This is a genomic window from Caulobacter rhizosphaerae, from assembly GCF_010977555.1.
In the GTDB taxonomy this organism is placed as follows: Bacteria; Pseudomonadota; Alphaproteobacteria; order Caulobacterales; family Caulobacteraceae; genus Caulobacter; species Caulobacter rhizosphaerae.
This window is the reverse complement of sequence record NZ_CP048815.1, coordinates 969,251-988,125: the sequence shown is the minus strand read 5'-3', so window position 1 is coordinate 988,125 and position 18,875 is coordinate 969,251. Positions and strand designations below refer to the sequence as shown.

Genomic DNA, 18,875 nt, shown 5'->3' with positions numbered 1-18,875 from the left:
CCGCGCTCCCGCTTGCCCCGCCGCGATTCCCATCCCACCTTTGAGTCATGAGCGACCGTTCGACAGGCCTGGCCCCTTCCAAGCTGACGGCGGTGCTGGGCCCCACCAACACCGGCAAGACCCATCTGGCCGTCGAGCGGATGCTGGGCCACGCCTCGGGCATGATCGGTCTGCCGCTGCGGCTGCTGGCGCGGGAGATCTACGACCGGATCGTCAAGCTGCGCGGCAAGGCGTCTGTGGCCCTGATCACCGGCGAGGAGAAGATCGTCCCGCCGCGCGCCGCCTACTTCGTCTGCACGGTCGAGGCCATGCCGCTGGGCCGCGAGGTCGAGTTCGTGGCCATCGACGAGATCCAGCTGTGCGCCGATCCCGAGCGCGGCCACATCTTCACCCACCGCCTGCTGCACGCCCGGGGCAAGTTCGAGACCATGCTGCTGGGGGCCGGGACCATGGCCCCGCTGGTGCGCCGCCTGCTGCCCGACGCCGAGATCGTCAGCCGCGAACGCTTTTCGACCCTGACCTATTCCGGCTCCAAGAAGCTGACCCGCCTGCCGCGCCGCTCGGCGGTGGTCGCCTTCTCGACCGACGCCGTCTACGCCATCGCCGAGTTGATCCGCCGGCAGAGGGGCGGGGCGGCGGTGGTCATGGGCAGCTTGAGCCCCCGCACCCGCAACGCCCAGGTCGCGCTCTACCAGTCCGGAGACGTCGACTTCCTGGTAGCCACCGACGCCATCGGCATGGGCCTGAACATGGACGTCGACCACGTGGCCTTCGCGGGCCTGCGCAAGTTCGACGGCCGGCGCACCCGCTGGCTGCACCCGCAGGAGGTGGGCCAGATCGCCGGCCGGGCCGGGCGCTACACCCGCGACGGCACGTTCGGGGTCACGGGCGACTGCGAGGAGATGGACGAAGACCTCGTCGAGAGCGTCGTCGACCACCAGTTCGAGCCGGTGATGGGCGCGGAGTGGCGCAATGCCCGGCTGGACTTCGGATCCTTGCAGGGCCTGCTGCGCTCGCTGGCCGAGCCGCCGCATCGCGCGGGCCTGTCGCTGTCGGAAGAGGCGCTGGACGAGCGCACCCTGCGCAAGCTGGCCCAGCAGGAGGACGTGGTCGCCCGCTGCAAGGCCGACCGCTCGGCCCTGATCCGGCTGTGGGACGTGTGCCAGACGCCGGACTTCCGCAAGACCACCGACGACGACCACCAGCGCATGGTCCGCACCCTGTTCGACGACCTGACCACGGGCCGCAAGCGCCTGCCCGAGGACTGGATCGCCGGCCAGTTCAAGGCGCTGGACCGCACCGACGGCGAGATCGACAGCCTGGCCGCCCGCCTGTCCGGGGTGCGCACCCTCAGCTACATCGCCAACCGCGGCGACTGGCTGCACAACCCCGTCCACTGGCAGGGCACGACGCGGCAGCTGGAGGACCGGCTCTCCGACACCCTGCACGAGAAGCTGATGGCCCGGTTCATCGACCGGCGCACCAGCGTGCTGATGCGCCAGCTGGGCGACCGCGAGACCATGCTGGCCGGCGTCGGGGCCGACGGGGCGGTGACGGTCGAGGGCCAGGTGGTCGGCCGGCTGACCGGCGTCACCTTCGTCCAGGAAAAGGGCGCCAGCGCGCTGGAGGAGAAGGCGCTGCGCAACACCGCCCAGCGGGCGGTCACCCCCGAGATCGCCCGTCGCCTGGGCAAGCTGGCGGCCGAGCCCGACGGCGCCTTCGCCCTGACGCCCGACGGGACGGTGCTGTGGAACGGCGAGGCGGCCGGGGCGGTGAGAGCCGGAGGCGACCTGCTCCATCCTCGCGCCCGCCTGCTGGGCGAGCTGGGCGAGGCCAGCGTCCGGGAACGCGCCGAGCGGCGGCTGGACGCCTTCCTGGCCGCCGAGGTCGATCGCAAGCTGCCCGGCCTGCGCAAGCTGGAGCGGGCGCTGTCCGGCGGCGAGCTGAAGGGTCTGCCGCGCGGCCTGGCCCACCGGCTGCTGGAGGCCGGCGGCGTGCTGGACAAGCGCGCGGTCGACCCGGACCTGAAGGCGATGAGCCAGGCCGAGCGGCGCAACCTCAAGGCCCTGGGCGTGCGGATCGGGGCGTTCAGCCTGTTCCTGCCGTCGGTGCTGCGGCCCGAGGCCGTGGCGACCGCCCGCGCCCTGGCGCCGGGCGGCTGGCGCGGCCAGAGCGAGCGCCTGGCCGCCGCGCCCACTCCCGCGCCGGACGCCCGCGCCCTGTCGGCCAACGGCCTGCGGCTGGTGGGCAGGCATCTGGCGCCGGTCGAGATGCTGGAGCGGCTGGACGCCCTGCTGCGCGAGGGCCAGCGGCCGGGCGGGGTAGTGCTGACCGACGCGGCCCTCGACACCCTGGGCTGGACCCCGGCCGAGGCCGCCGCCGTGCTGCGGGCCCTGGACTACACCCCCGCGATCCGGCCCAAGGAGGGCGACCCGATCGTGTGGAAGCGGCGCGGCGCCCAGCGGCCCGAGCCCAGGGTCACGCCGCGTCCGGATTCGCCGTTCGCGGCCCTGGCCAGGCTGACCGAGCCGCCGCCGAGGCGGAAAAAGCCGCGCCGCCGCAAACCGGCCGCCGCCGCCAAGGCCGCCTCATGAGCGACGAGGATCCGGGCCACTGCCGCGCTGACGTCTGGCTGTGGCGCGCGCGGTTCTTCAAGACCCGTTCCCTGGCCGGCCGCTTCGTCGAGGAAGGCCGCATCCGCCTGACCCGCACCGGCGTCGAGAGCCGCGTCGACAAGCCCTCGCGCGGCCTGCGCATCGGCGACGCCCTGATGTTCGCCATCGGCGGCCGCGTCGTCTCGGTGCGCGTGCTGGGCTTCGGCGAGCGGCGGGGCCCGGCGACGGAAGCGCGGGAGTTGTATGAGGCGGTGGGGTCGGAGTGACCGCTCTTCCGCCGGCCTCCGGCCGCCACCGCCTTCCGCGATGGGAGACGGCTTTGGAGCGCGGCGCTACCTCAACGAGCATTTCGGGTAGAACTTTCGAGCGAACGCTCTAGCTTGGGCGCGTGAATGGGAGCGCCTCGCATGATCCGTCGTTTCGCGCTGGCCATGGGTCTTGCCCTGGCCCTGGCCGGTTCCGCCATCGCCGCCGACAAGCCGCCGCCGATCCGCGTCTTCGACATCCCGACGCTGGAGCGCCTGGGCGGGGCGATCTATCGTCAGGACCGGGCCGCCTGGCTGGCTACCGACGCCGTGATGGCCAAGGTTCAGGATCTGAGCGGGGCGGGGGTCAAGGGCTGGATCGTCGAGGGCCAGGGCGACGACGAGAAGGTGCGGTTCCTGCGCGACACCGGTTCAGGCCTGGAAGCCGGCTACGACGTGGTGGTCGGCCCGAAGGGCGCGGGGGCGGTGGTCCAGCCGTCCGACCGGTCGCTGACCGCCGAAGAGCGCGCGGCCTTCGCGGCGCGCCAGGCCGCGATCAAGAAGCTGCCGGGCGTCTGCCGCCAAGGCTACAACAGCGTCGTGATCAAGGATGTCGAGGGCGACGGCTGGCTGGTCTGGTTGTTGGCCCCCAGTCCGGCGCGCGACGTGATCCCGATGGGCGGCCATTATCGCTTCTCGGTCAGCGCCGACGGCCAGACGGTCAACCGGGTCGATGCTCTGTCGGCCAGTTGCCTGACGATGAACGCCAAGCCGGACCTGCCGCCCGGCGCTAGCTCGCCGATGCTCTACGTCACCCATGTCGTCTCGCCGACGCCGGTCGAGACCCATGTCTTCCTGGGTCTGATGTATCACCTGCCGATCGTGGTCGGGACCGGCAAGGACACGCTCTGGACCGTCGACAACGGCAAGATTTCCCGGGCGAAGTAGCGAGCGAACGCCCTACCGCCCCGCCTTGGTGTAGGCGTTGATCGCGGGGGCCATTTCCGGCGTCGGCGCGACCGCCGGGGCGGCCGGCTCCGCCGCCGCCGCGCCGGCCAGGCGGGCCTGGGCCTCGGGCGACAGGGTGACGGTGTCGGTCGGCGTAGCCGGGGCCTGGATGGCGTCGAGGTCGGCCTGGAGGCGGGCCCGGTAGTCGTCGACGGACGCCGGCGGCGGCGAGCCGGGCATGCCCACCTGCAGCGAGGCGATGATCTGCTGGTGGTCGCTCGACAGGCCGTCAAAGGCCTCCTTCATCCGCTGCTGCGGAACGGGCGGGGCGGCGTCCGCGCCGGGCCAGGCGGCGCGGGTGAAGGTGTTGACCGCGGTCTGGATCGTCTTGGCGAACGGCGACTCGGTCAGGGCGTGGGTCAGGGCGGCGCGCTCGCCGTGGCCGGCGCCCGCCCAGCGGCCGGACAGGGCGTGATAGGCGTCCAACTGGCGACCGACCGGGGTCGCGCCGCTGGCGTCGTTGACCGCCGCGGTCGCCGCCGCGACGCCGCCCGGAAAGGAAAAGGCCGTCTGGCCGCCGCCGGCCGTCGCCGAGATCTGGTCTATCTTCATCGCACCGGCAAATTCGCGTCGGTCGGGTGAAGAGAAGATGAAGCGCCCGCGCGACGCAAGGTCGCGGGACCGCTATGCCCCAAAACGCAGCAGATAGCCGGGCACCATCGCCGCCGGCATCGGCCGGCTGAAATGGTAGCCCTGGATCTGGTCGCAGCCGTAGTCGGCCAGGGCCTCCAGCTGGTCCTGGTCCTCGACGCCCTCGGCGACCACCTTCATGCCCATCGAGCTGCCCAGGGTGATCACCGCCTTGACGATGGCGGCGTCCTCGGCGTTCTGGACGAAGGACTTGTCGATCTTCAGCCGGTCGATCGGGAACTGGCGCAGGTTGGCCAGGCTGGCGTAGCCGGTGCCGAAGTCGTCGAGGGCGATCATCACCCCGGCCTGGTGCAGCTGGCGGACGGTGTCGCTGACCATGTCCGAGCCCCAGCCCATATAGACGTTCTCGGTGACCTCAATGGTCAGCCGGTCGCAGGGCACGTTCCAGCGGGCCAGACGCTCCTGGACCTCCTGGGCCAGGCGCCCGCTGCGGAACTGGGCGGCCGAGATGTTGACCGCCACGCGGCCGAACTCGACGCCGTCGTCCAGCCACTGGCGCATCTGTTTCAAGGCGGTCTCGAACGCCAGGTCGCCCAGCTTCAGCGACAGGTCCTGGTCCTCGAAGGCGGCCATGAAGCGGTCGGGGGTCAGCACGCCCTGCTCGGGATGGTCCCAGCGCATCAGCGCCTCGAAGCCGCTGACGCTGTTGGACGCCAGGTCGACCACCGGCTGGTAGTAGAGCACGAACTCCTTGGCGGTGATCGCCGCCCGCACGTCGCGCAGCAACTCGATCCGTCGCTCCAGGGCCGAGCGCATCGAGGGGTCGAAGACGACGCTACGGTTGCGCCCCTCGTCCTTGGCCCGGTAGAGGGCGATGTCGGCGTTCTTGATCATGTGGCTGGGATCGGCGTCGGGATCACCGTGCAGCGCCGCCCCGATGCTGGCGCTGACCGAGAAGCTGCGGCCGGCGTGCTCGATGGGTCGGCGCAGCAGGTCCTGCAGGGCGTTGACCGGCCGCATCATGTCGGCCTCCGAATGCAGGCCGCGCAGGATCACGGCGAACTCGTCGCCGCCCAGCCGGGCCACCGTGTCGCCGGACCGGAACGCCGCGTGCAGCATCTCGGCCAGGCGTTTCAGCAGCGCGTCGCCGGCGTCGTGGCCCAGGGTGTCGTTGATGTCCTTGAAGTGGTCGACGTCGATCATGATCAGGCCGAACAGCTCGCCCATGATCTCCGAAGCGTCGACGGCCTCCTGGAACTTGCGATTGAAATAGGCGCGGTTGGGCAGGCCGGTCAGGCTGTCCTTGAAGGCCAGGTTCTCGACGGCCTCGGTCTGGCGGCGGCGGTCGGTGATGTCCTTGAACAGATTGACCAGACGCTCGGGCTTGCCGTCCGCGCCCAGGAACTTCTTCCCGACCGAGCGCACCCAGGTTTCTACCCCGTCGTCGCGGTTGAGGCGGAACTCGAAGACCTGGGCCTCGCCGTCCTTGCGGGACCGGACCATTTCGGCGATCCGCTCATAGTCGTCGGGATGGACGATCTCCAGCGGGTCGTTCTTGAACAGGCACCACTTCTCCAGTTCGGGCGAGGTGCCCGAGCAGTAGATCTCGCCGGTCCGCAGGTCGTATTCGCGGACCATCAGCTCATCGAGCTCCAGCGCCATCCTCAGCCGCTGCTGGTCGCGTTCGGCCTTCAGGGCGGTCTCGGCGTAGCCGCTGACGTCGCGGGCGGTGACGATCACCGCCAGGGTGCGGCCGGTCTCGCCCTCCCCTTGCCCCGATTGGGTGGCGGCGAATTCGGTGCGCCAGATCCGGGGCTCGGCGTCGTTGAGGGCGATGGAGCGGTAGCGCGAGAACGGCTCGCCGAACGCCACGCAGCGCTCCAGGCTGGCGACGTCCTCGGGGCTGACCAGGGCGCGGCGGAAGTCGTCGCCGATCGAAACGCCGGGCGACAGGCCGTGGCTGGCCCAGTCGGCGCTGACGGCGGTCAGACGGAAGTCGGCGTCGACCAGGGCCGCCGCGAACGGGGCGTGGCGCACGAAGGTTTCGAAGGCGTCCATCTGGGCGCCCAGGGTCTTGGTCTGCGGGGTCGTGATCGAGACCTCGGGGCGCACGGCGGTTCTCGTCATGGTCGGGTAGTCGACTTCTTGTTTGTTTTCCTCGGCTTGGTTGTGACCGAGCTTCGATAAGAAAGGGTAACGTAACGGCGGTATCCAAAGATCCGCGCCAATTTGAGGTGGCGCCGGCCGCCCACAGGGAGGGGGATGTGAGAAATCCTGGGCCCGCGCGCAGCCAAGCCGCATTGACAAGCGGCCCCTTGGCTTCGAAAACGCGGCCTCTCTCGCGCTAGTCCCGGAATACACCGAGCCTTCGATGACCTACATCGTTACCGACGCCTGCATCAAATGTAAGTTCATGGACTGCGTCGAGGTGTGCCCGGTCGACTGCTTCTATGAGGGCGAGAACTTCCTGGCCATCAATCCGGACGAATGCATCGACTGCGGCGTCTGCGAGCCCGAGTGCCCGATCGACGCCATCAAGCCCGACACCGAGGACGAGCCGGACGGCAAGTGGCTGCGGATCAATTCCGAATACGCCAAGATCTGGCCGAACATCACGGTCAAGGGCACGCCCCCCGCCGACCGCGAAGACTTCGAACGCGAAACCGGCAAGTTCGAGAAATATTTCAGCGAAAAGCCCGGCAAGGGCAGCTGAGCCGGCGGGCCCCGGGGTTGGACTCGGGGATCGCCGACCGGCTCAGGTTTCTCGCCGTCAGGCGATGGCCGGCGCATGGCTGGCGATCACGCCGCGCAGGTGAATCTCGCTCATCCCCAGGGCGCGGGCCAGATCGGCCAGCCGCTGCTCGATCTCGGCGTCCGGCGGTCCGTCTGGCGCGGCCGTCAGCAGCGCGCCCTTGACCAGGGCCTCGTGCCCCGTCGCCGTCATCCTGGGCCCGATCCGTTCGGCGGTGTGAGCCATGTCCATCCGGCCCCGGCCGGCCAGGGCGGCGATCTGGTCGGCGCTGAAGTCCTGGCAGCCGATCGCGTCCAGATGGCCCCGTATCGCCTCGAAGTGCGCCGGGTCGCTCCGGCCGGACAGGGCGCTGAAGGTCAGCAGGATCTCGACCAGACCGCGATTGACTTCCTGCTGGATCGCCGCGCGCTCTGCGCGGGGATCATAGCCTAGCACGGCGAGCTTGAACTCGCTGGCGCAGGTCTCGCACCGCACGCCTTCATAGACCACGTCCATCGGAATGAGCGGAATGAAGTAGAGCGTGAAGAAGCGCTGGACCTTGACGGTCCGGTAGTCCCGCTCGCCGTCGCAGTGCGGGCAGTAGAAGCGCCCGACCTTGCCTTTGCGCGTCAAGCCGCGCGTGCCCCAGATGATCATCGCTTTCCCCCCAAAGGATCGCCTCCAGTTCGCTAGCGATCCCGGACCCAGGAGGGGAACGGATCGAAGCGATCGGCGCGATACATTTTGTAGATGCAACCGTGCCGGTCGCGCAACGTCGCTTCCTCAAGGCCGATCCGGGCCAGCGCCGAGCCGTAGAGCGCGCCCAGGACGACCAGGCTCCACGGCGAGGCGCTCAGCAGGGCCGCGCCGGCCGCCAGCAGCAGCAGCCCAGCCTCCGAAGGATGGGCCAGCAGGCGATAGACGCCGGCCGTCTCCAGGCCGGCGCGACCGTCCACGACGTTGCCGCTGCTGAAGCGGGCGCCCAGTCGCCGGATCGCCAGGGCCCGCAAGACGATGCCGACGAGGCTCAGCGCCAAGGCCAGGCCAATCCAGCCCGGTCCAAGGGTCAGCCGGGTCGAGAATCGGGGCCAGTCGGCCAACGGTCCCGCGGTCAGCAGAAGGAAAAGCAGGGCGCCGGCCGCCGACAGCGCGCCATAGACGCGGTCGTGACTGGCGGGGAGCGGCCGGTGGTCGGCCTGGATCCCCGCCGCGCAGCCGGCTTCGATGGCCGCGGCAAGGCCGGCGATCGCCGCCAGGCCCCAGGGGCGGACATCGCCGCCCGCCGCCCCGCCTAGCGCCAGCAATCCCACGTGCGCCAGCCCGCCGACGCTTCCAGCCAGCAGGGCCGGCGCAAGGCCGAAAGGGGGTCTGGACACGGTCATGGGGCGGAGCGCGGCATGGTGGGGCAGATTGCACGAGGCGGTCGCCGCCGTCTCCGCCATCCTGGACGGGACGGACGAGTGAAATCGCGAATTTCGCCGTAAATCTCCCGAAAGATCGGCCAAATCAGCTTGGCCGGGCGGCTAAACAGGTCGCAAGCCTTTCATCAAGCTGAATTTTATGATATTGTCGCTCTCGACGTAACGGTCGCGATTGTTCGCGCCTGCCGTCATGTGGACGATGTCAGCCGGGAAACCGGCGCGCCCGATCGAAGGCGAAGGGTGACTTAAGCACTATTCCAAATCCTGACCGGTATTGGCCCCGCAACATTTCGCGGACGGGTCCTTGTCGCCGTTTGGGACGCCCTTTGGATGGTTTCGAGACGCGGTGTTTTGGGCTTGGCCCGAACTTATTGAGGACGAACGAATGAGCAAGAGCGGTCTGGAATTCTCGGTCGGCGATCACGTCGTTTATCCCGCGCACGGCGTGGGCAGCATCCAGGGCGTCGAGACCCAGGAAGTGGCCGGGATGTCGCTCGAGGTCTACATCATCACCTTCGACCACGAGAAGATGACCCTGCGCGTGCCGACCAAGAAGGCCAAGACCGCGGGCCTGCGCCCGCTGGCCGAAGGCAATGTCGTCAGCCAGGCCCTGACCACGCTGAAGGGCCGCGCCCGCGTGAAGCGCACCATGTGGTCGCGCCGCGCCCAGGAATACGAAGCCAAGATCAATTCAGGCGACCTGATCTCGATCGCCGAGGTGGTTCGCGACCTGCACCGCGCCGAAAACCAGCCGGAACAGTCCTATTCCGAGCGCCAGCTCTATGAATCGGCCCTGGACCGCATGGCCCGGGAAGTCGCCGCCATCGAGCGCATCGACCGCGAAGCCGCCATCGGCATCCTGACCAAGTCTCTGGTCAAGAACGCCGCCTGAGCGCGGTCTGACAGCAATAGTCAGAGTTAAAGCGAAGCGCCCCGGATTTCGATCCGGGGGCGTTTTGCGTTCTGACGCGCGGAAATGTTCTGAGGTGCCGAATGGTCGCGACCCGTACGAGGTCGATTGATACCGTTACCATTGTCAATTACCCTGACATGAACCAGGCCGGCCACGGACACAGAATCCGTGCCGACGAGGAAGCGCAGGAAGGATTCCGATGACCGACGCAAAGTTCCAGGGCCGGGCCAGACGGCCTTGGCGGCTCCTGATCGTGGGCCTGGCCCTGGCCGCCTGGCCGATGGCCGAGGCGGCGCACGCCCAGGCCAGGCCGCCGGCCTCGGCGGTCCAGCAGGGCGAGGACGGCCTCACGGTCCGCACGGCCCAGGGCGCGGTCAATGTGCAGGTCTGGGGCGACAACATCGTCCGGGTCCGGCGCTACCGCGGGGCGGCGCCGAACCGGACCAGCCTGGCGGTGGTCCTGCCGCGGCCCACTCAGCGCCTTCGCGTCGCCAACACCGCCGCGGGCGTCGAGATCACCACCCCGGGGCTGAAGGTGGCCATCGCCCGCGACAGCGGCGCGGTGTCGTTCAGCGACGCGGCCGGAAAGCCCTACACCCGCGAGTTGCTGGCGGCGGGGGACGACGGCCTGGCGCCAGCCACGGGCGGCGCGCCTGGCCAGTTCTCGATCCGCCAGGCGTTTGAGATCTCCGGTCCGCAGGAATTCCTGGGCCTTGGCCAGCATTCGGACGGCGCGCTCGACCGCACCGGCCACAGCGTGCTGCTGCAGCAGAAGAACACCGACGTCGCCGTGCCGATGCTGTGGTCGACGAAAGGCTACGGAATCCTGTGGGACAACGCCTCGGTGACGACCGTCGAGGTCGGCCTGCCCCAGGCCGCCAACCAGCTGGCGTTCCGGTCGGAGGCCGGGCGCGACATCGACTACTACTTCATCGCCGGCTCCAAGCCCGACGCGGTGATCGCCGGCTATCGCCGCCTGACCGGGGCGGCGCCGATGATGGCCCGCTGGACCTGGGGCTTCTGGCAATCACGCGAACGCTACAGCTCGCAGGACGAGCTGGTCGGGATCGCCCGCCGCTATCGCCAGATGAACATCCCGATCGATGCGGTGATCCAGGACTGGCAGTACTGGGCCCCGGGCCAATGGGGCTCGCACCAGTTCGATCCCGCCCGTTACCCCGACCCCAAGAAGATGCTGGCCGACCTGAAGGCGATGGACGTGCACGCCATCGTCTCGGTCTGGCCGCGCTTCGACGCGGACCTGGCCAACACCAAGGCGCTGGAGGCGGCCGGCGTGCTGTTCCCGCCGACCTACCGCAACGTCTATCCGGAAGGCTCCGGCCGCTGGTACGACGCCTATGGCAAGGCCGGGCGCGACCTCTACTGGTCGCAGATCTCCAAATCGATGACCCCGATCGGCTTCGACGGCTACTGGCTGGACGCCAGCGAGGCCGAGCTGGGCGGCGAATGGGGCCAGATGCGCGCCCTGACCACGGCGGCCGGCCCGGGGGCGGAGGTCTACAACGCCTATCCGCTGATGCACACGACGGGCGTCTATGACGGCCAGTTGAAGGACGCGCCCGGCAAGCGGCCGTTCGTGCTGACCCGCTCGGCGTGGCTCGGCCAGCAACGCAACGCCGCGGTCACCTGGTCGGGCGACATCCACGGCGACTGGGCGGTGTTCCGCAAGCAGATCCCGGCCGGGCTGAACTTCGTGGCCAGCGGCATCCCCTACTGGAACACCGACATCGGCGGCTTCTTCGGCGGCGAGCCCCGCGATCCCGACTATCGCGAGCTGTTCGTGCGCTGGTTCCAGTTCGGCGCCTTCACCCCGATGTTCCGGGTGCACGGCACGGGTCCGGCCAAGGAGATCTGGCGGTTCGACGAGCCGGCCCAACAGATCCTGCGGCGCTATGTCGAGCTGCGCTACCGGCTGCTGCCCTACATCTATGCGACGTCGTGGCGGGTCACCGACCAGGGCTACACGATGATGCGGCCGCTGGAGATGGACTTCGCCGCCGACCCGCGGGCCCGCGGGATTTCCGACCAGTACCTGTTCGGACAGGACCTGCTGGTCAGCCCGGTGGTCCAGCCCAAGGCCGAGACCCGGACCGTCTATCTGCCCGGCGCCGCGCCCTGGTACGACTTCTGGACCGGCCGCCGCTACGCTGGCGGATCGACGGTGACGGCCGCGGCGCCGCTGGAGGTCCTGCCGATCCATGTCCGGGCCGGGGCCATCCTGCCGCTGGCGCCGGTGGTTCCGCATGCCCAGGCGGGCGCCGACGCGCCGCTGGAGATCCGCGTCTATCGCGGGGCCGACGGCGCCTTCACCCTCTATGACGACGAGGGCGACGGCCAGGGCTACCGGCAGGGGCGGCGGGCGACCATCGACCTGCGCTGGAACGAGGCCCGCAAGACCCTGACGATCGGGGCGCGGAAGGGACGCTATCCCGGCATGCCGCGCGAGCGGGTCTTCAACATCGTCTGGGTCGGCGACCAGACCGGCGCGGGCCTGGCGGTGACGCCGCCGGCCCGGACGGTGCGCTACACCGGCCAGGAGACGGTGGTGGGCGCGCCTTAGAGGATGCTCGGCTTCGTGCGTGGTCCTCGTCCTTCGACAAGCTCAGGATGAGGACCATTCACAAGCCCAGCAGCAAGAAAACCTCATCCTGAGCTTGTCGAAGGACGAGGTTTTCGGCTCCCGCGCTGAACGCCGATCCCGCTGCCGCGTAGCGATCGCCCCCTCCCCCGTCGCCGTCACTCGGACAGCTCTTCAAGCTTTCAGGCGTGGGGCTTGGCTTAAACTCCGGCATGTTCGGATGCCGGCAGATCCTGGAGCACGCCGCCCCAACAACTCGTCGATATGTCGTCTCGCTTTACTGCAAACCGCCTCCACCGCCATTGAACGGACCCGGTCCACAGCGGTGAGAAATAGGCCGATTACCTGACCGTCGAAAAATCCGGCGACCGGTGCTTGACCCGTGCTTGGTCTGTATTAAATTCGCCTCGTGCCGAACGCCTCATGGGTTCGGCTCTGGGGCGCCGAGCGCTTCGGGCGCCCCTCATGTCCAACTTGCTTGCGAGGAGATGGAAATGAGCACCGCTTTCGACTTTTCCCCCCTTTATCGCTCGATGATCGGCGTCGACCGCATGGCCGACCTGGCCGAGGCGGCGCTGCGCAGCAACGCCGACGCCAGTTATCCGCCTTTCGACGTCGAGAAGACGGGCCAGGACAGCTATCGCGTGACGATCGCCGCCGCGGGCTTTTCGCCGGCCGAGCTGGAGGTGACCGCCCAGCCGAACCTGCTGGTGGTGTCCGGCAAGAAGGCCCGGGCCGAGGAAGGCGAGCGCAACTTCCTGCACCGAGGCGTGGCCATGCGCGGGTTCGAGCGGCGCTTCGAACTGGCCGACCACGTGGTGGTCCGGTCGGCGAGCCACGCCGACGGCCTGCTGACGATCGAGCTGGAGCGTGAAGTCCCCGAGGCGCTGAAGCCCCGGCGCATCGAGATCGGCCAGGCTCGCCAGCAGCAGCTGGCCGGGCCCGACAAGGCCCGCAAGGCGGCCTGAGGCGGGAGATGACCATGCTCGTCGCTTCCGAAACCGCCAAACGCGCCGCGCCCTGGCCCTGTCGCCCCGCCGTCGGCTTCCTGCATCCGCTGGAGGTGGTCAAGGACGGGGACCTCGACTTGCGGGCCAAGCGCGAAATCCTGGCGGCCTGGGCCTCGGACGCCAGCGCCGTCGAGGATCGCCCCACCCACCGCTGGCTGCTGGGCACCAGCGCCCCGGTGCCGGTGAGCGAGGTGCTGGCCGCGCTGCGGCGCCTGGACGCCGCGAGCCCCTCCTGAGGCCGGAGCCTTTTCTGACGAAGCGGACGCCGGTCGGAAAAGGCGTGAAGCCGAGGTCTGGAGCGCCGGCCTGACACCGTCAGGTCGGAGCCCTGGATCGGCGGTCGGCCGTCCCTGCCCGCCGGCCGCCCCGTTTTGGTTTGATTTGGAGAAAGGTCGTGCCGACCGTGATTTCCGTCGCCCCCGAGGGCGACGCCTGGGGTGTGCGTTGCCCGGAGTTCGAAAACCCGATGATCTTCAAGAGCGGCGCCCGAGCCGAGGCGGCCGCGCGATGGCTGGCCCAACGCTTCAACCGGGCGGGCCGGACCTGCGTGCTGGAGCTGCGGCTCCGCAACGGCGACCTGGCCGGCCGCTTCCTCTGTCCGGCCGAACCGGGCCAAGATCCCGCCCAGCCCCGGGCGGCTTAAGGTAAGGCGACCTCGGGCGACGGCCCCTGGTCACCTGTTGACAGCAGGCTGTCAGCAGGGGCGCGTCACGATGCCGGCGTTGTTCCAAGATGGAGATCGTCATGACCGACCTGCCGCTCAAGGCCCGCTGCCACTGCGGCGCCACCCAGTTCGAGGTGACCGAGGCGCCGACCGAACTGGGGGACTGCAACTGCTCGTTCTGCTCCCGGCGCGGCGCCCTGCACGCCTATTACCGGCCGGCCCAGTTCAAACTGACCACGGCCCGCGACCGGGTCTCGACCTATCAGTGGGGCCACTATCTGGGCCAGCACCACCACTGCGCCATCTGCGGCTGCCCGACCTATTCGGAATTTCCCAGCTTCGACAACGGCGCGCCCGACTTCGACGATCCGCGCATCAGCATCAACGCCCGGCTGCTGGTGGACTTCGCCTGGGACCAGCTGCCGGTGCGCAAGTACGACGGCAAGGCCTATTAGGCCGGCGCGGGATCGGCCAGGCCGCCCCCGGCCTGTAAAAAGAATTTGACAGCACACACCGGCATGTCAAAGGTCTTTTACAGGCAACGAGGAGGCCGGCATGGCTGTCGAGCGACATCAGAAGAAGATCTGGAAGGCCGGGGGCGCGGCGCTCCTGGCCGCGCTGGTCGTCGGGCTGGCCAGCGGCGTGGTCATCGTCACCGGCCAGGGCCGCGTTCCGCTGGTCGTGATCGTGTTGGCCTGCGCCGCCCTGACGGGCGCGGCCCTGCTGGCCACAACGCCCTGGTGGCGACGGTTGGACCACATGGCGCGCGACGCCCACCTGACCGCCTGGTACTGGGGCGCGTCGTTCGGCGGCGGCGTGGCGCTGCTGGCGACCATCGCCGCGAGCGGCGTCCGAGCCCCCTTGTTCCAGGGCGCGGCCCTGGTCTTCCTGGCCCAGGTCGCGGCCTATGGCGTCTGCTGGCTGGGCTGGTGGGCGATGCGCCGGCCCAAGGCCTCGTGAAGAACCGGCTGCGCGAGGCCCGCCTGGCGCGGGGCTGGAGCCAGGGCGAACTGGCCGATCGGGTGGACGCTTCCCGCCAGACGATCAATGCGATCGAGGCCGACAAGTACGATCCCTCGCTGCCGCTGGCCTACCGTCTGGCCGCCCTGTTCGAGCTGCCGGTCGAGCAGATCTTCTTCAACCCGTTCGTGGCGGGCGGCGAGGATTGACGCTCCCCCCACCTTCGTGGACGAAGGACGGCGGCTCACGCCGCCTGGCCGAACCCCTTGACCGCGCCCTCCAGCAGGACCGGGTCGATCGGCTTGTTCAGCACCAGGACGTCCTCGAAACCCTTGCGGGGCAAGGCGCCGTAGCCGGTGGCGAACACGAAGGGGATGCCGGCCGCCCGCAGCCGTTCGGCGACCGGAAAGACCATGGTCCCGCCGACATTGACGTCCAGCACCGCGCCGTCCAAGGCCGGCGGCGGGGCGGCCGCGTCCTTCAGATAGTCCAGGGCCTCGTCGACCGCGCCGAACGAGCCGGAGATCCGGCAGCCGATGTCGGTCAGCAGGTCCTCGACCATCAGGGCCACCAGGGCCTCGTCCTCGACGATCATGATGCGGGGCGCGGTCATGCCAGCGCCCTCGGCGCCGTGGCCGCCGCGATCCGGTCCGACAGCGGCGCGCGCAGGGCGTAGCTCAGGCCCTTGGGCTGGTAGGTCAGCCTGGCCTCGCCGCCCAGGTCGCGGGCGACCCCGCGCTCCAGCAGCTTGGTGCCGAACCCCTGGCGCTTGGGCACGAACACCGGCGGACCGCCGCGCTCGACCCATTCGAGCACGAGGCTGGGACCGGCCCCGCCCCCGCCCTCGCCATCACCCTCGACCTCCTCGATCCGCCAGACCACCGTGACCTGGCCGCTGGCCGAGGTCAGCGCCCCGTGCTTGGCGGCGTTGACCATCAGTTCGTGCAGGGTCATGTGCAGGGCCACCGCCGTCTCGGCGGTCAGGGCGATGGCGGGACCGCGGGCGGTGAAGCGCGGGTCGGCCAGGCCGCCGAACGGCTGCAGCGCCGCCTCCAGCACGTCGCGCAGGTCGGTGCGGCCCCAGGCCTGGCGGGTCAGCAGCTCGTGGGCCCGCGACAGGCCCATCAGCCGCGACTCGAACGACTCGGCGAAATCGGCCGGCGTAGGGGCGGCGCGCAGGGTCTGGCGGGCGATCGACTGCACGGAGGCCAGGGTGTTCTTCACCCGGTGGTCCAGCTCGCGCAGCAGGAAGGTGCGGCGCTCCAGGGCCTCGTTCAGGGAGGCGTAGAGCCTGGCGTTCTCGATGGCCGCCGCCGTGGCCCGGGCCATGGCCTCCAGCCGGATCACCGTGTCCGGCGAGGGCGTCTGGCCCACCGCCCAGTAGGCCCCGATCGCGGCGATCGGGTCCTTGGGGCGCACCGGCGTCATCACCAGGCTCTTGACGAAGGTCGGGCGGTAGGCGTCGTGCGGAATGCGGTCGTCGGCGTAGATGTCGGGGACCACCACCGTCTGGCCGTGCAGCATGGCCCAGCCGGAGATGCAGGCGCTCATCGGAAAGCGCTGGCCCTTCCACATCGGGCCAATGGCGTCTTCGTCCAGGTACCAGCACTGGTCGCCGTCGCGCAGGACGAAGCAGACGCCGTCGGCGCCGGACATGCGCCGGGCGGCCGAGCGGACCACCGCGGCGACCTCCTCGATCGTGCGCGTGGCCGACAGCGCCTCGATGGTCTCGACCAGCGTGATCAGGGCGGCGTGATCCGCCTGTTCCGAACGCTCGGCGTTCGCGACGTTTAGCACTCTTGGTTGTCCCGATGTCCGTGTCCCGCGCGACCCTAGCACCCGCAGGGGTCGCGGCAAGGTGGAGCATAGGCTTAATGCTCGTCGCTCGCGGCTATGCGCGAGGCGCCCGCCATGGCCGGCGCCCGACCGACGCGGCAAGATTCTCAACGACTTCAAGGCGCGAGACCCCGGAGCCCCGGGCCGGCGTGCGCGACAATCGGTCGCGATCCCGCAGACCTTCCGGACACGGCCCCGCCAGCGCACACGACCGCCGTCGTCCGGGGTTCGCACGCCGGGAAACTTGCGCTATGCACCCTGGCGCGCGCAACGCGGCCCGGTAGCTCAGCAGGATAGAGCAGCGCTTTCCTAAAGCGAAGGTCAGGGGTTCGAGTCCCTTCCGGGCCGCCATTTATGTTGTCGGGCCAACTTAGAACTGGCCCATTTCCAACTTAACGCTGTCAATAATGCGACGCGATCGCAGGTGGAGCGGTGGGCTCGGTTCGTTTATGTGCTCAGACTCTGAGAAGGTCCGCTTTCCGAAAGGTCGTGCGCCGGCCCGTCATCGGCCGCGCATGACTGATGCCGCCTCGTTGGGCAAGTCCGCTTTCTGGATGTCGCCAAGTCAGCCGACGTTGGGTGGGTTACGGGCGTTATGAACTTTGGCAGGCACTTTTGGCTTGGCCAGCTTTGGCTTCACGGCGCTGGTCGGATAGCGGACTTGGAGGCATGGCTCGATCCGCGATGAGCTCGTGAAGATCGGAGCCTAGCTCTGTTTAACGCGCCACGAATCCCACGAGGTGAAAGCCGTTTTCCTTGTCTATCTGGATCGGAAAGTGCGGCCAGAAGTCTCTCAGGACTGGGGCATGGGGGTGCTTGTACTTCTTGTGCGCGGGATTGGACGAGAAGATCGACGTGCTCGGTGATAGCTTGGCGGCGATGCCTGGATGCCAGTTGCTCTCGGCTCCATGGTGCATGACCTGGAAGACCGTGGCGCGCTCGAGTCGCTGGCTTCTTGCATAGAATGTGGCGAAGGCCGGGTATCGATCCTCGTCGAGCGTGCCGTCACCAGTGTGCATTTGGGAAAACGCGCTTGTCGCCGAATCTAGACCCGTCGGGTGCGACTGCCACAACGGGAACAGGCGAGCCCGTCGTCCCACCGGGCCCGAATAGAGGAAAAGGGAGATCAGGTTCCGCTCCTCGGGGGTGTCGAAGACCTCTTCGTACTTCTTTTTCAGGCTGGCGAGCGCGGCTTTACGCTTCTTGGCATCGTCGCCCTTCAACTGGGAAATCAGGGGTGTGATCTCGGCTAGGAACTGCGGGGTGGCCTTCGGCGCGAACTCGGCGTCGTTATATGGAAGGAACTCCCAATAGAACGGCGCAAGGATGCGAGCGCCGGGGCGCAGGAAGCGCACCGAGGTGTTCTCCTCGACTTGCAGGATCGGGTCATCCTGTGCGTCCTGAGGCGGCCAGGAGGTCTCGTACTTCAGCTTTGGCTCCGCCAGTTCGCGGGTAGGTTCTGGCCCATCAGGATCCTCTGGTGCCTCTGGTCCGTCATCAGGCGCGGCGATGTCGTCGGGGCCGCCGCTTTGGACGAAGACGATCTCGCCGATATCAGCGTCGGGGACGCCGCGTAGATAGCTCGCAGGATCGACGAAGAAGGCAAAAAGCGGATCGTCCGCCGCAACGCCCTGGTCCAGCGCGAAGAGGATGCGCCGCCAGGCAGCGACATAGGGCAAGAGCAAGGTTCGGATAGGCAGGCTGCCAATGAGGTCTACAAAGCCGCTGATATGATCCTTGTCGAAGTGGGACAGGACGGCCAACTGGATGACCTCAGCGCCTAGCACGGCCTTCTGGCGGTTGGCGAACTGGGCGATTGCATCCTTGACCAGGGACTGGCTGGAGCTGGTGCCGCAGTCATAGATCCACGTCAGGGGTTTGGACGCCGTTCGCTCGATGGCGCCACTGGCGAAGAGGCCCTGGCCGACAGGCCACCAATCCAGGTGAAGGCGAAATGGAGGGCCTCCACTTTGGGGTGGGCGTTGGAAGGTGTCGGCATCTGGGAAAGCGGTTTGCGCCATTGCCCGAAGGAAGCTGGCCATCTCTGCGACAGATGCTGGCGAAAGATCGCTGCGCCAATGACCGGCGGCGATCTGGGCGATGAGGCGATGATTGATGTCGCGTCCGGGCCGGGTGAAGTAGGCAAGGATCTGCTGCAGGTTCATTCGGGTGTAGGTCCGCATCGCCTTTATCAAGCGGATCTCGAAATCCGATAGGCTGTAGCCTGAGGCCATGCTGACGCTTCCGCTCACTTTCGCCGTCGTTCACCGTGCAACCACCAG

General features: G+C 68.8%; 19 protein-coding genes and 1 tRNA gene. 13 read left to right on the top strand and 7 right to left on the bottom strand.

Annotated elements, in window-relative coordinates; all coding sequences use genetic code 11:
• Window positions 1–47 precede the first annotated feature (47 nt).
• The 3 genes from G3M57_RS04515 (at window position 48) to G3M57_RS04505 (ending at window position 3,808) form a co-directional block, all read left to right on the top strand.
• Complete coding sequence (locus G3M57_RS04515) at window positions 48–2,594, top strand: helicase-related protein (RefSeq protein WP_163229024.1); 2,547 nt, start codon at window positions 48–50, stop codon at window positions 2,592–2,594.
• Window positions 2,591–2,881: an RNA-binding S4 domain-containing protein gene (locus G3M57_RS04510; protein WP_163229022.1), complete on the top strand. Its 291-nt coding sequence runs from the start codon at window positions 2,591–2,593 to the stop codon at window positions 2,879–2,881. Before G3M57_RS04515 ends, G3M57_RS04510 begins: the two co-directional genes overlap by 4 nt.
• A 141-nt stretch (window positions 2,882–3,022) precedes the next feature.
• A complete protein-coding gene (locus G3M57_RS04505) occupies window positions 3,023–3,808 on the top strand; it encodes a hypothetical protein (protein ID WP_163229020.1) in 786 nt (261 codons plus the stop codon).
• Window positions 3,809–3,820: 12 nt separating this feature from the next.
• Here G3M57_RS04505 and G3M57_RS04500 read toward each other — a convergent pair whose 3' ends face one another.
• Window positions 3,821–4,420, bottom strand: a complete 600-nt coding sequence (locus G3M57_RS04500; protein WP_163229018.1) for a hypothetical protein — start codon at window positions 4,418–4,420, stop codon at window positions 3,821–3,823.
• Between the two features lie 72 nt (window positions 4,421–4,492).
• Entirely contained in the window at window positions 4,493–6,586 is a 2,094-nt protein-coding gene (locus G3M57_RS04495) for a putative bifunctional diguanylate cyclase/phosphodiesterase (protein WP_163229017.1), read from the bottom strand.
• Between the two features lie 244 nt (window positions 6,587–6,830).
• Here G3M57_RS04495 and fdxA point away from each other — a divergent pair, with 244 nt between their 5' ends.
• Window positions 6,831–7,172, top strand: a complete 342-nt coding sequence (gene fdxA, locus G3M57_RS04490) for a ferredoxin FdxA (RefSeq protein ID WP_056753603.1) — start codon at window positions 6,831–6,833, stop codon at window positions 7,170–7,172.
• A 57-nt stretch (window positions 7,173–7,229) separates the two neighbouring features.
• On the opposite strand, the gene G3M57_RS04485 is transcribed toward fdxA, so the two are convergent.
• Window positions 7,230–7,847 carry a zinc ribbon domain-containing protein gene (locus G3M57_RS04485; protein ID WP_163229015.1) on the bottom strand — a complete coding sequence of 206 codons (618 nt, stop codon included), beginning with the start codon at window positions 7,845–7,847 and terminating at the stop codon, window positions 7,230–7,232.
• Window positions 7,848–7,879: 32 nt separating this feature from the next.
• Window positions 7,880–8,572: a methyltransferase gene (locus G3M57_RS04480; RefSeq protein ID WP_163229013.1), complete on the bottom strand. Its 693-nt coding sequence runs from the start codon at window positions 8,570–8,572 to the stop codon at window positions 7,880–7,882.
• 424 nt (window positions 8,573–8,996) lie between these two features.
• Here G3M57_RS04480 and G3M57_RS04475 point away from each other — a divergent pair, with 424 nt between their 5' ends.
• The 8 genes from G3M57_RS04475 to G3M57_RS27345 all read left to right on the top strand — a co-directional run bounded on the left by G3M57_RS04475 (window position 8,997) and on the right by G3M57_RS27345 (window position 14,966).
• Window positions 8,997–9,503 carry a CarD family transcriptional regulator gene (locus G3M57_RS04475; protein WP_019848404.1) on the top strand — a complete coding sequence of 169 codons (507 nt, stop codon included), beginning with the start codon at window positions 8,997–8,999 and terminating at the stop codon, window positions 9,501–9,503.
• Between the two features lie 220 nt (window positions 9,504–9,723).
• Window positions 9,724–12,105, top strand: coding sequence for a glycoside hydrolase family 31 protein (locus G3M57_RS04470; protein WP_163229011.1), 2,382 nt, complete (start codon window positions 9,724–9,726; stop codon window positions 12,103–12,105).
• Between the two features lie 512 nt (window positions 12,106–12,617).
• Window positions 12,618–13,091: an Hsp20 family protein gene (locus G3M57_RS04465; RefSeq protein ID WP_163229009.1), complete on the top strand. Its 474-nt coding sequence runs from the start codon at window positions 12,618–12,620 to the stop codon at window positions 13,089–13,091.
• 14 nt (window positions 13,092–13,105) lie between these two features.
• Window positions 13,106–13,369, top strand: coding sequence for a hypothetical protein (locus G3M57_RS04460; protein WP_163229007.1), 264 nt, complete (start codon window positions 13,106–13,108; stop codon window positions 13,367–13,369).
• Between the two features lie 158 nt (window positions 13,370–13,527).
• Entirely contained in the window at window positions 13,528–13,776 is a 249-nt protein-coding gene (locus G3M57_RS04455; RefSeq protein ID WP_056753612.1) for a hypothetical protein, read from the top strand.
• 101 nt (window positions 13,777–13,877) lie between these two features.
• Window positions 13,878–14,252, top strand: coding sequence for a GFA family protein (locus G3M57_RS04450; protein WP_082564509.1), 375 nt, complete (start codon window positions 13,878–13,880; stop codon window positions 14,250–14,252).
• A gap of 100 nt (window positions 14,253–14,352) precedes the next feature.
• On the top strand, window positions 14,353–14,757 hold the full coding sequence (locus G3M57_RS27350; protein ID WP_163229005.1) for a hypothetical protein: 405 nt from the start codon (window positions 14,353–14,355) through the stop codon (window positions 14,755–14,757).
• The gene (locus G3M57_RS27345; protein WP_056753618.1) at window positions 14,754–14,966 is read left to right on the top strand and encodes a helix-turn-helix transcriptional regulator; all 213 of its coding nucleotides are present in this window, start codon (window positions 14,754–14,756) and stop codon (window positions 14,964–14,966) included. Before G3M57_RS27350 ends, G3M57_RS27345 begins: the two co-directional genes overlap by 4 nt.
• Window positions 14,967–15,001: 35 nt before the next feature.
• Here the strand turns inward: G3M57_RS27345 and G3M57_RS04435 are convergent, their stop codons facing one another.
• Together G3M57_RS04435 and G3M57_RS04430 are read right to left on the bottom strand one after the other, a co-directional pair.
• A complete protein-coding gene (locus G3M57_RS04435; RefSeq protein WP_056753620.1) occupies window positions 15,002–15,370 on the bottom strand; it encodes a response regulator in 369 nt (122 codons plus the stop codon).
• Window positions 15,367–16,554, bottom strand: a complete 1,188-nt coding sequence (locus G3M57_RS04430) for a sensor histidine kinase (protein ID WP_056753623.1) — start codon at window positions 16,552–16,554, stop codon at window positions 15,367–15,369. Before G3M57_RS04430 ends, G3M57_RS04435 begins: the two co-directional genes overlap by 4 nt.
• Before the next feature lie 313 nt (window positions 16,555–16,867).
• On the opposite strand from G3M57_RS04430, the gene G3M57_RS04425 reads away from it, so the two are divergent.
• A tRNA-Arg gene (locus tag G3M57_RS04425) sits at window positions 16,868–16,944 on the top strand.
• A 365-nt stretch (window positions 16,945–17,309) separates the two neighbouring features.
• On the opposite strand, the gene G3M57_RS04420 is transcribed toward G3M57_RS04425, so the two are convergent.
• On the bottom strand, window positions 17,310–18,827 hold the full coding sequence (locus tag G3M57_RS04420; protein ID WP_163229003.1) for a ComEC/Rec2 family competence protein: 1,518 nt from the start codon (window positions 18,825–18,827) through the stop codon (window positions 17,310–17,312).
• Window positions 18,828–18,875 lie beyond the last annotated feature (48 nt).

Bases quoted from the DNA above. Each gene is read 5' to 3' on its own strand.
- G3M57_RS04460 (WP_163229007.1), top strand. From the start codon at position 13,106: ATGCTCGTCGCTTCCGAAACCGCCAAACGCGCCGCGCCCTGGCCCTGT.
- G3M57_RS04485 (WP_163229015.1), bottom strand. From the start codon at position 7,847: ATGATCATCTGGGGCACGCGCGGCTTGACGCGCAAAGGCAAGGTCGGG.
- G3M57_RS04465 (WP_163229009.1), top strand. From the start codon at position 12,618: ATGAGCACCGCTTTCGACTTTTCCCCCCTTTATCGCTCGATGATCGGC.
- G3M57_RS04510 (WP_163229022.1), top strand. From the start codon at position 2,591: ATGAGCGACGAGGATCCGGGCCACTGCCGCGCTGACGTCTGGCTGTGG.
- G3M57_RS04475 (WP_019848404.1), top strand. From the start codon at position 8,997: ATGAGCAAGAGCGGTCTGGAATTCTCGGTCGGCGATCACGTCGTTTAT.
- G3M57_RS04495 (WP_163229017.1), bottom strand. From the start codon at position 6,586: ATGACGAGAACCGCCGTGCGCCCCGAGGTCTCGATCACGACCCCGCAG.
- G3M57_RS04420 (WP_163229003.1), bottom strand. From the start codon at position 18,827: ATGGCCTCAGGCTACAGCCTATCGGATTTCGAGATCCGCTTGATAAAG.
- G3M57_RS04505 (WP_163229020.1), top strand. From the start codon at position 3,023: ATGATCCGTCGTTTCGCGCTGGCCATGGGTCTTGCCCTGGCCCTGGCC.
- G3M57_RS04500 (WP_163229018.1), bottom strand. From the start codon at position 4,420: ATGAAGATAGACCAGATCTCGGCGACGGCCGGCGGCGGCCAGACGGCC.
- G3M57_RS27350 (WP_163229005.1), top strand. From the start codon at position 14,353: ATGGCTGTCGAGCGACATCAGAAGAAGATCTGGAAGGCCGGGGGCGCG.
- G3M57_RS04450 (WP_082564509.1), top strand. From the start codon at position 13,878: ATGACCGACCTGCCGCTCAAGGCCCGCTGCCACTGCGGCGCCACCCAG.
- G3M57_RS04480 (WP_163229013.1), bottom strand. From the start codon at position 8,572: ATGACCGTGTCCAGACCCCCTTTCGGCCTTGCGCCGGCCCTGCTGGCT.
- G3M57_RS04435 (WP_056753620.1), bottom strand. From the start codon at position 15,370: ATGACCGCGCCCCGCATCATGATCGTCGAGGACGAGGCCCTGGTGGCC.
- G3M57_RS04470 (WP_163229011.1), top strand. From the start codon at position 9,724: ATGACCGACGCAAAGTTCCAGGGCCGGGCCAGACGGCCTTGGCGGCTC.
- fdxA (WP_056753603.1), top strand. From the start codon at position 6,831: ATGACCTACATCGTTACCGACGCCTGCATCAAATGTAAGTTCATGGAC.
- G3M57_RS04515 (WP_163229024.1), top strand. From the start codon at position 48: ATGAGCGACCGTTCGACAGGCCTGGCCCCTTCCAAGCTGACGGCGGTG.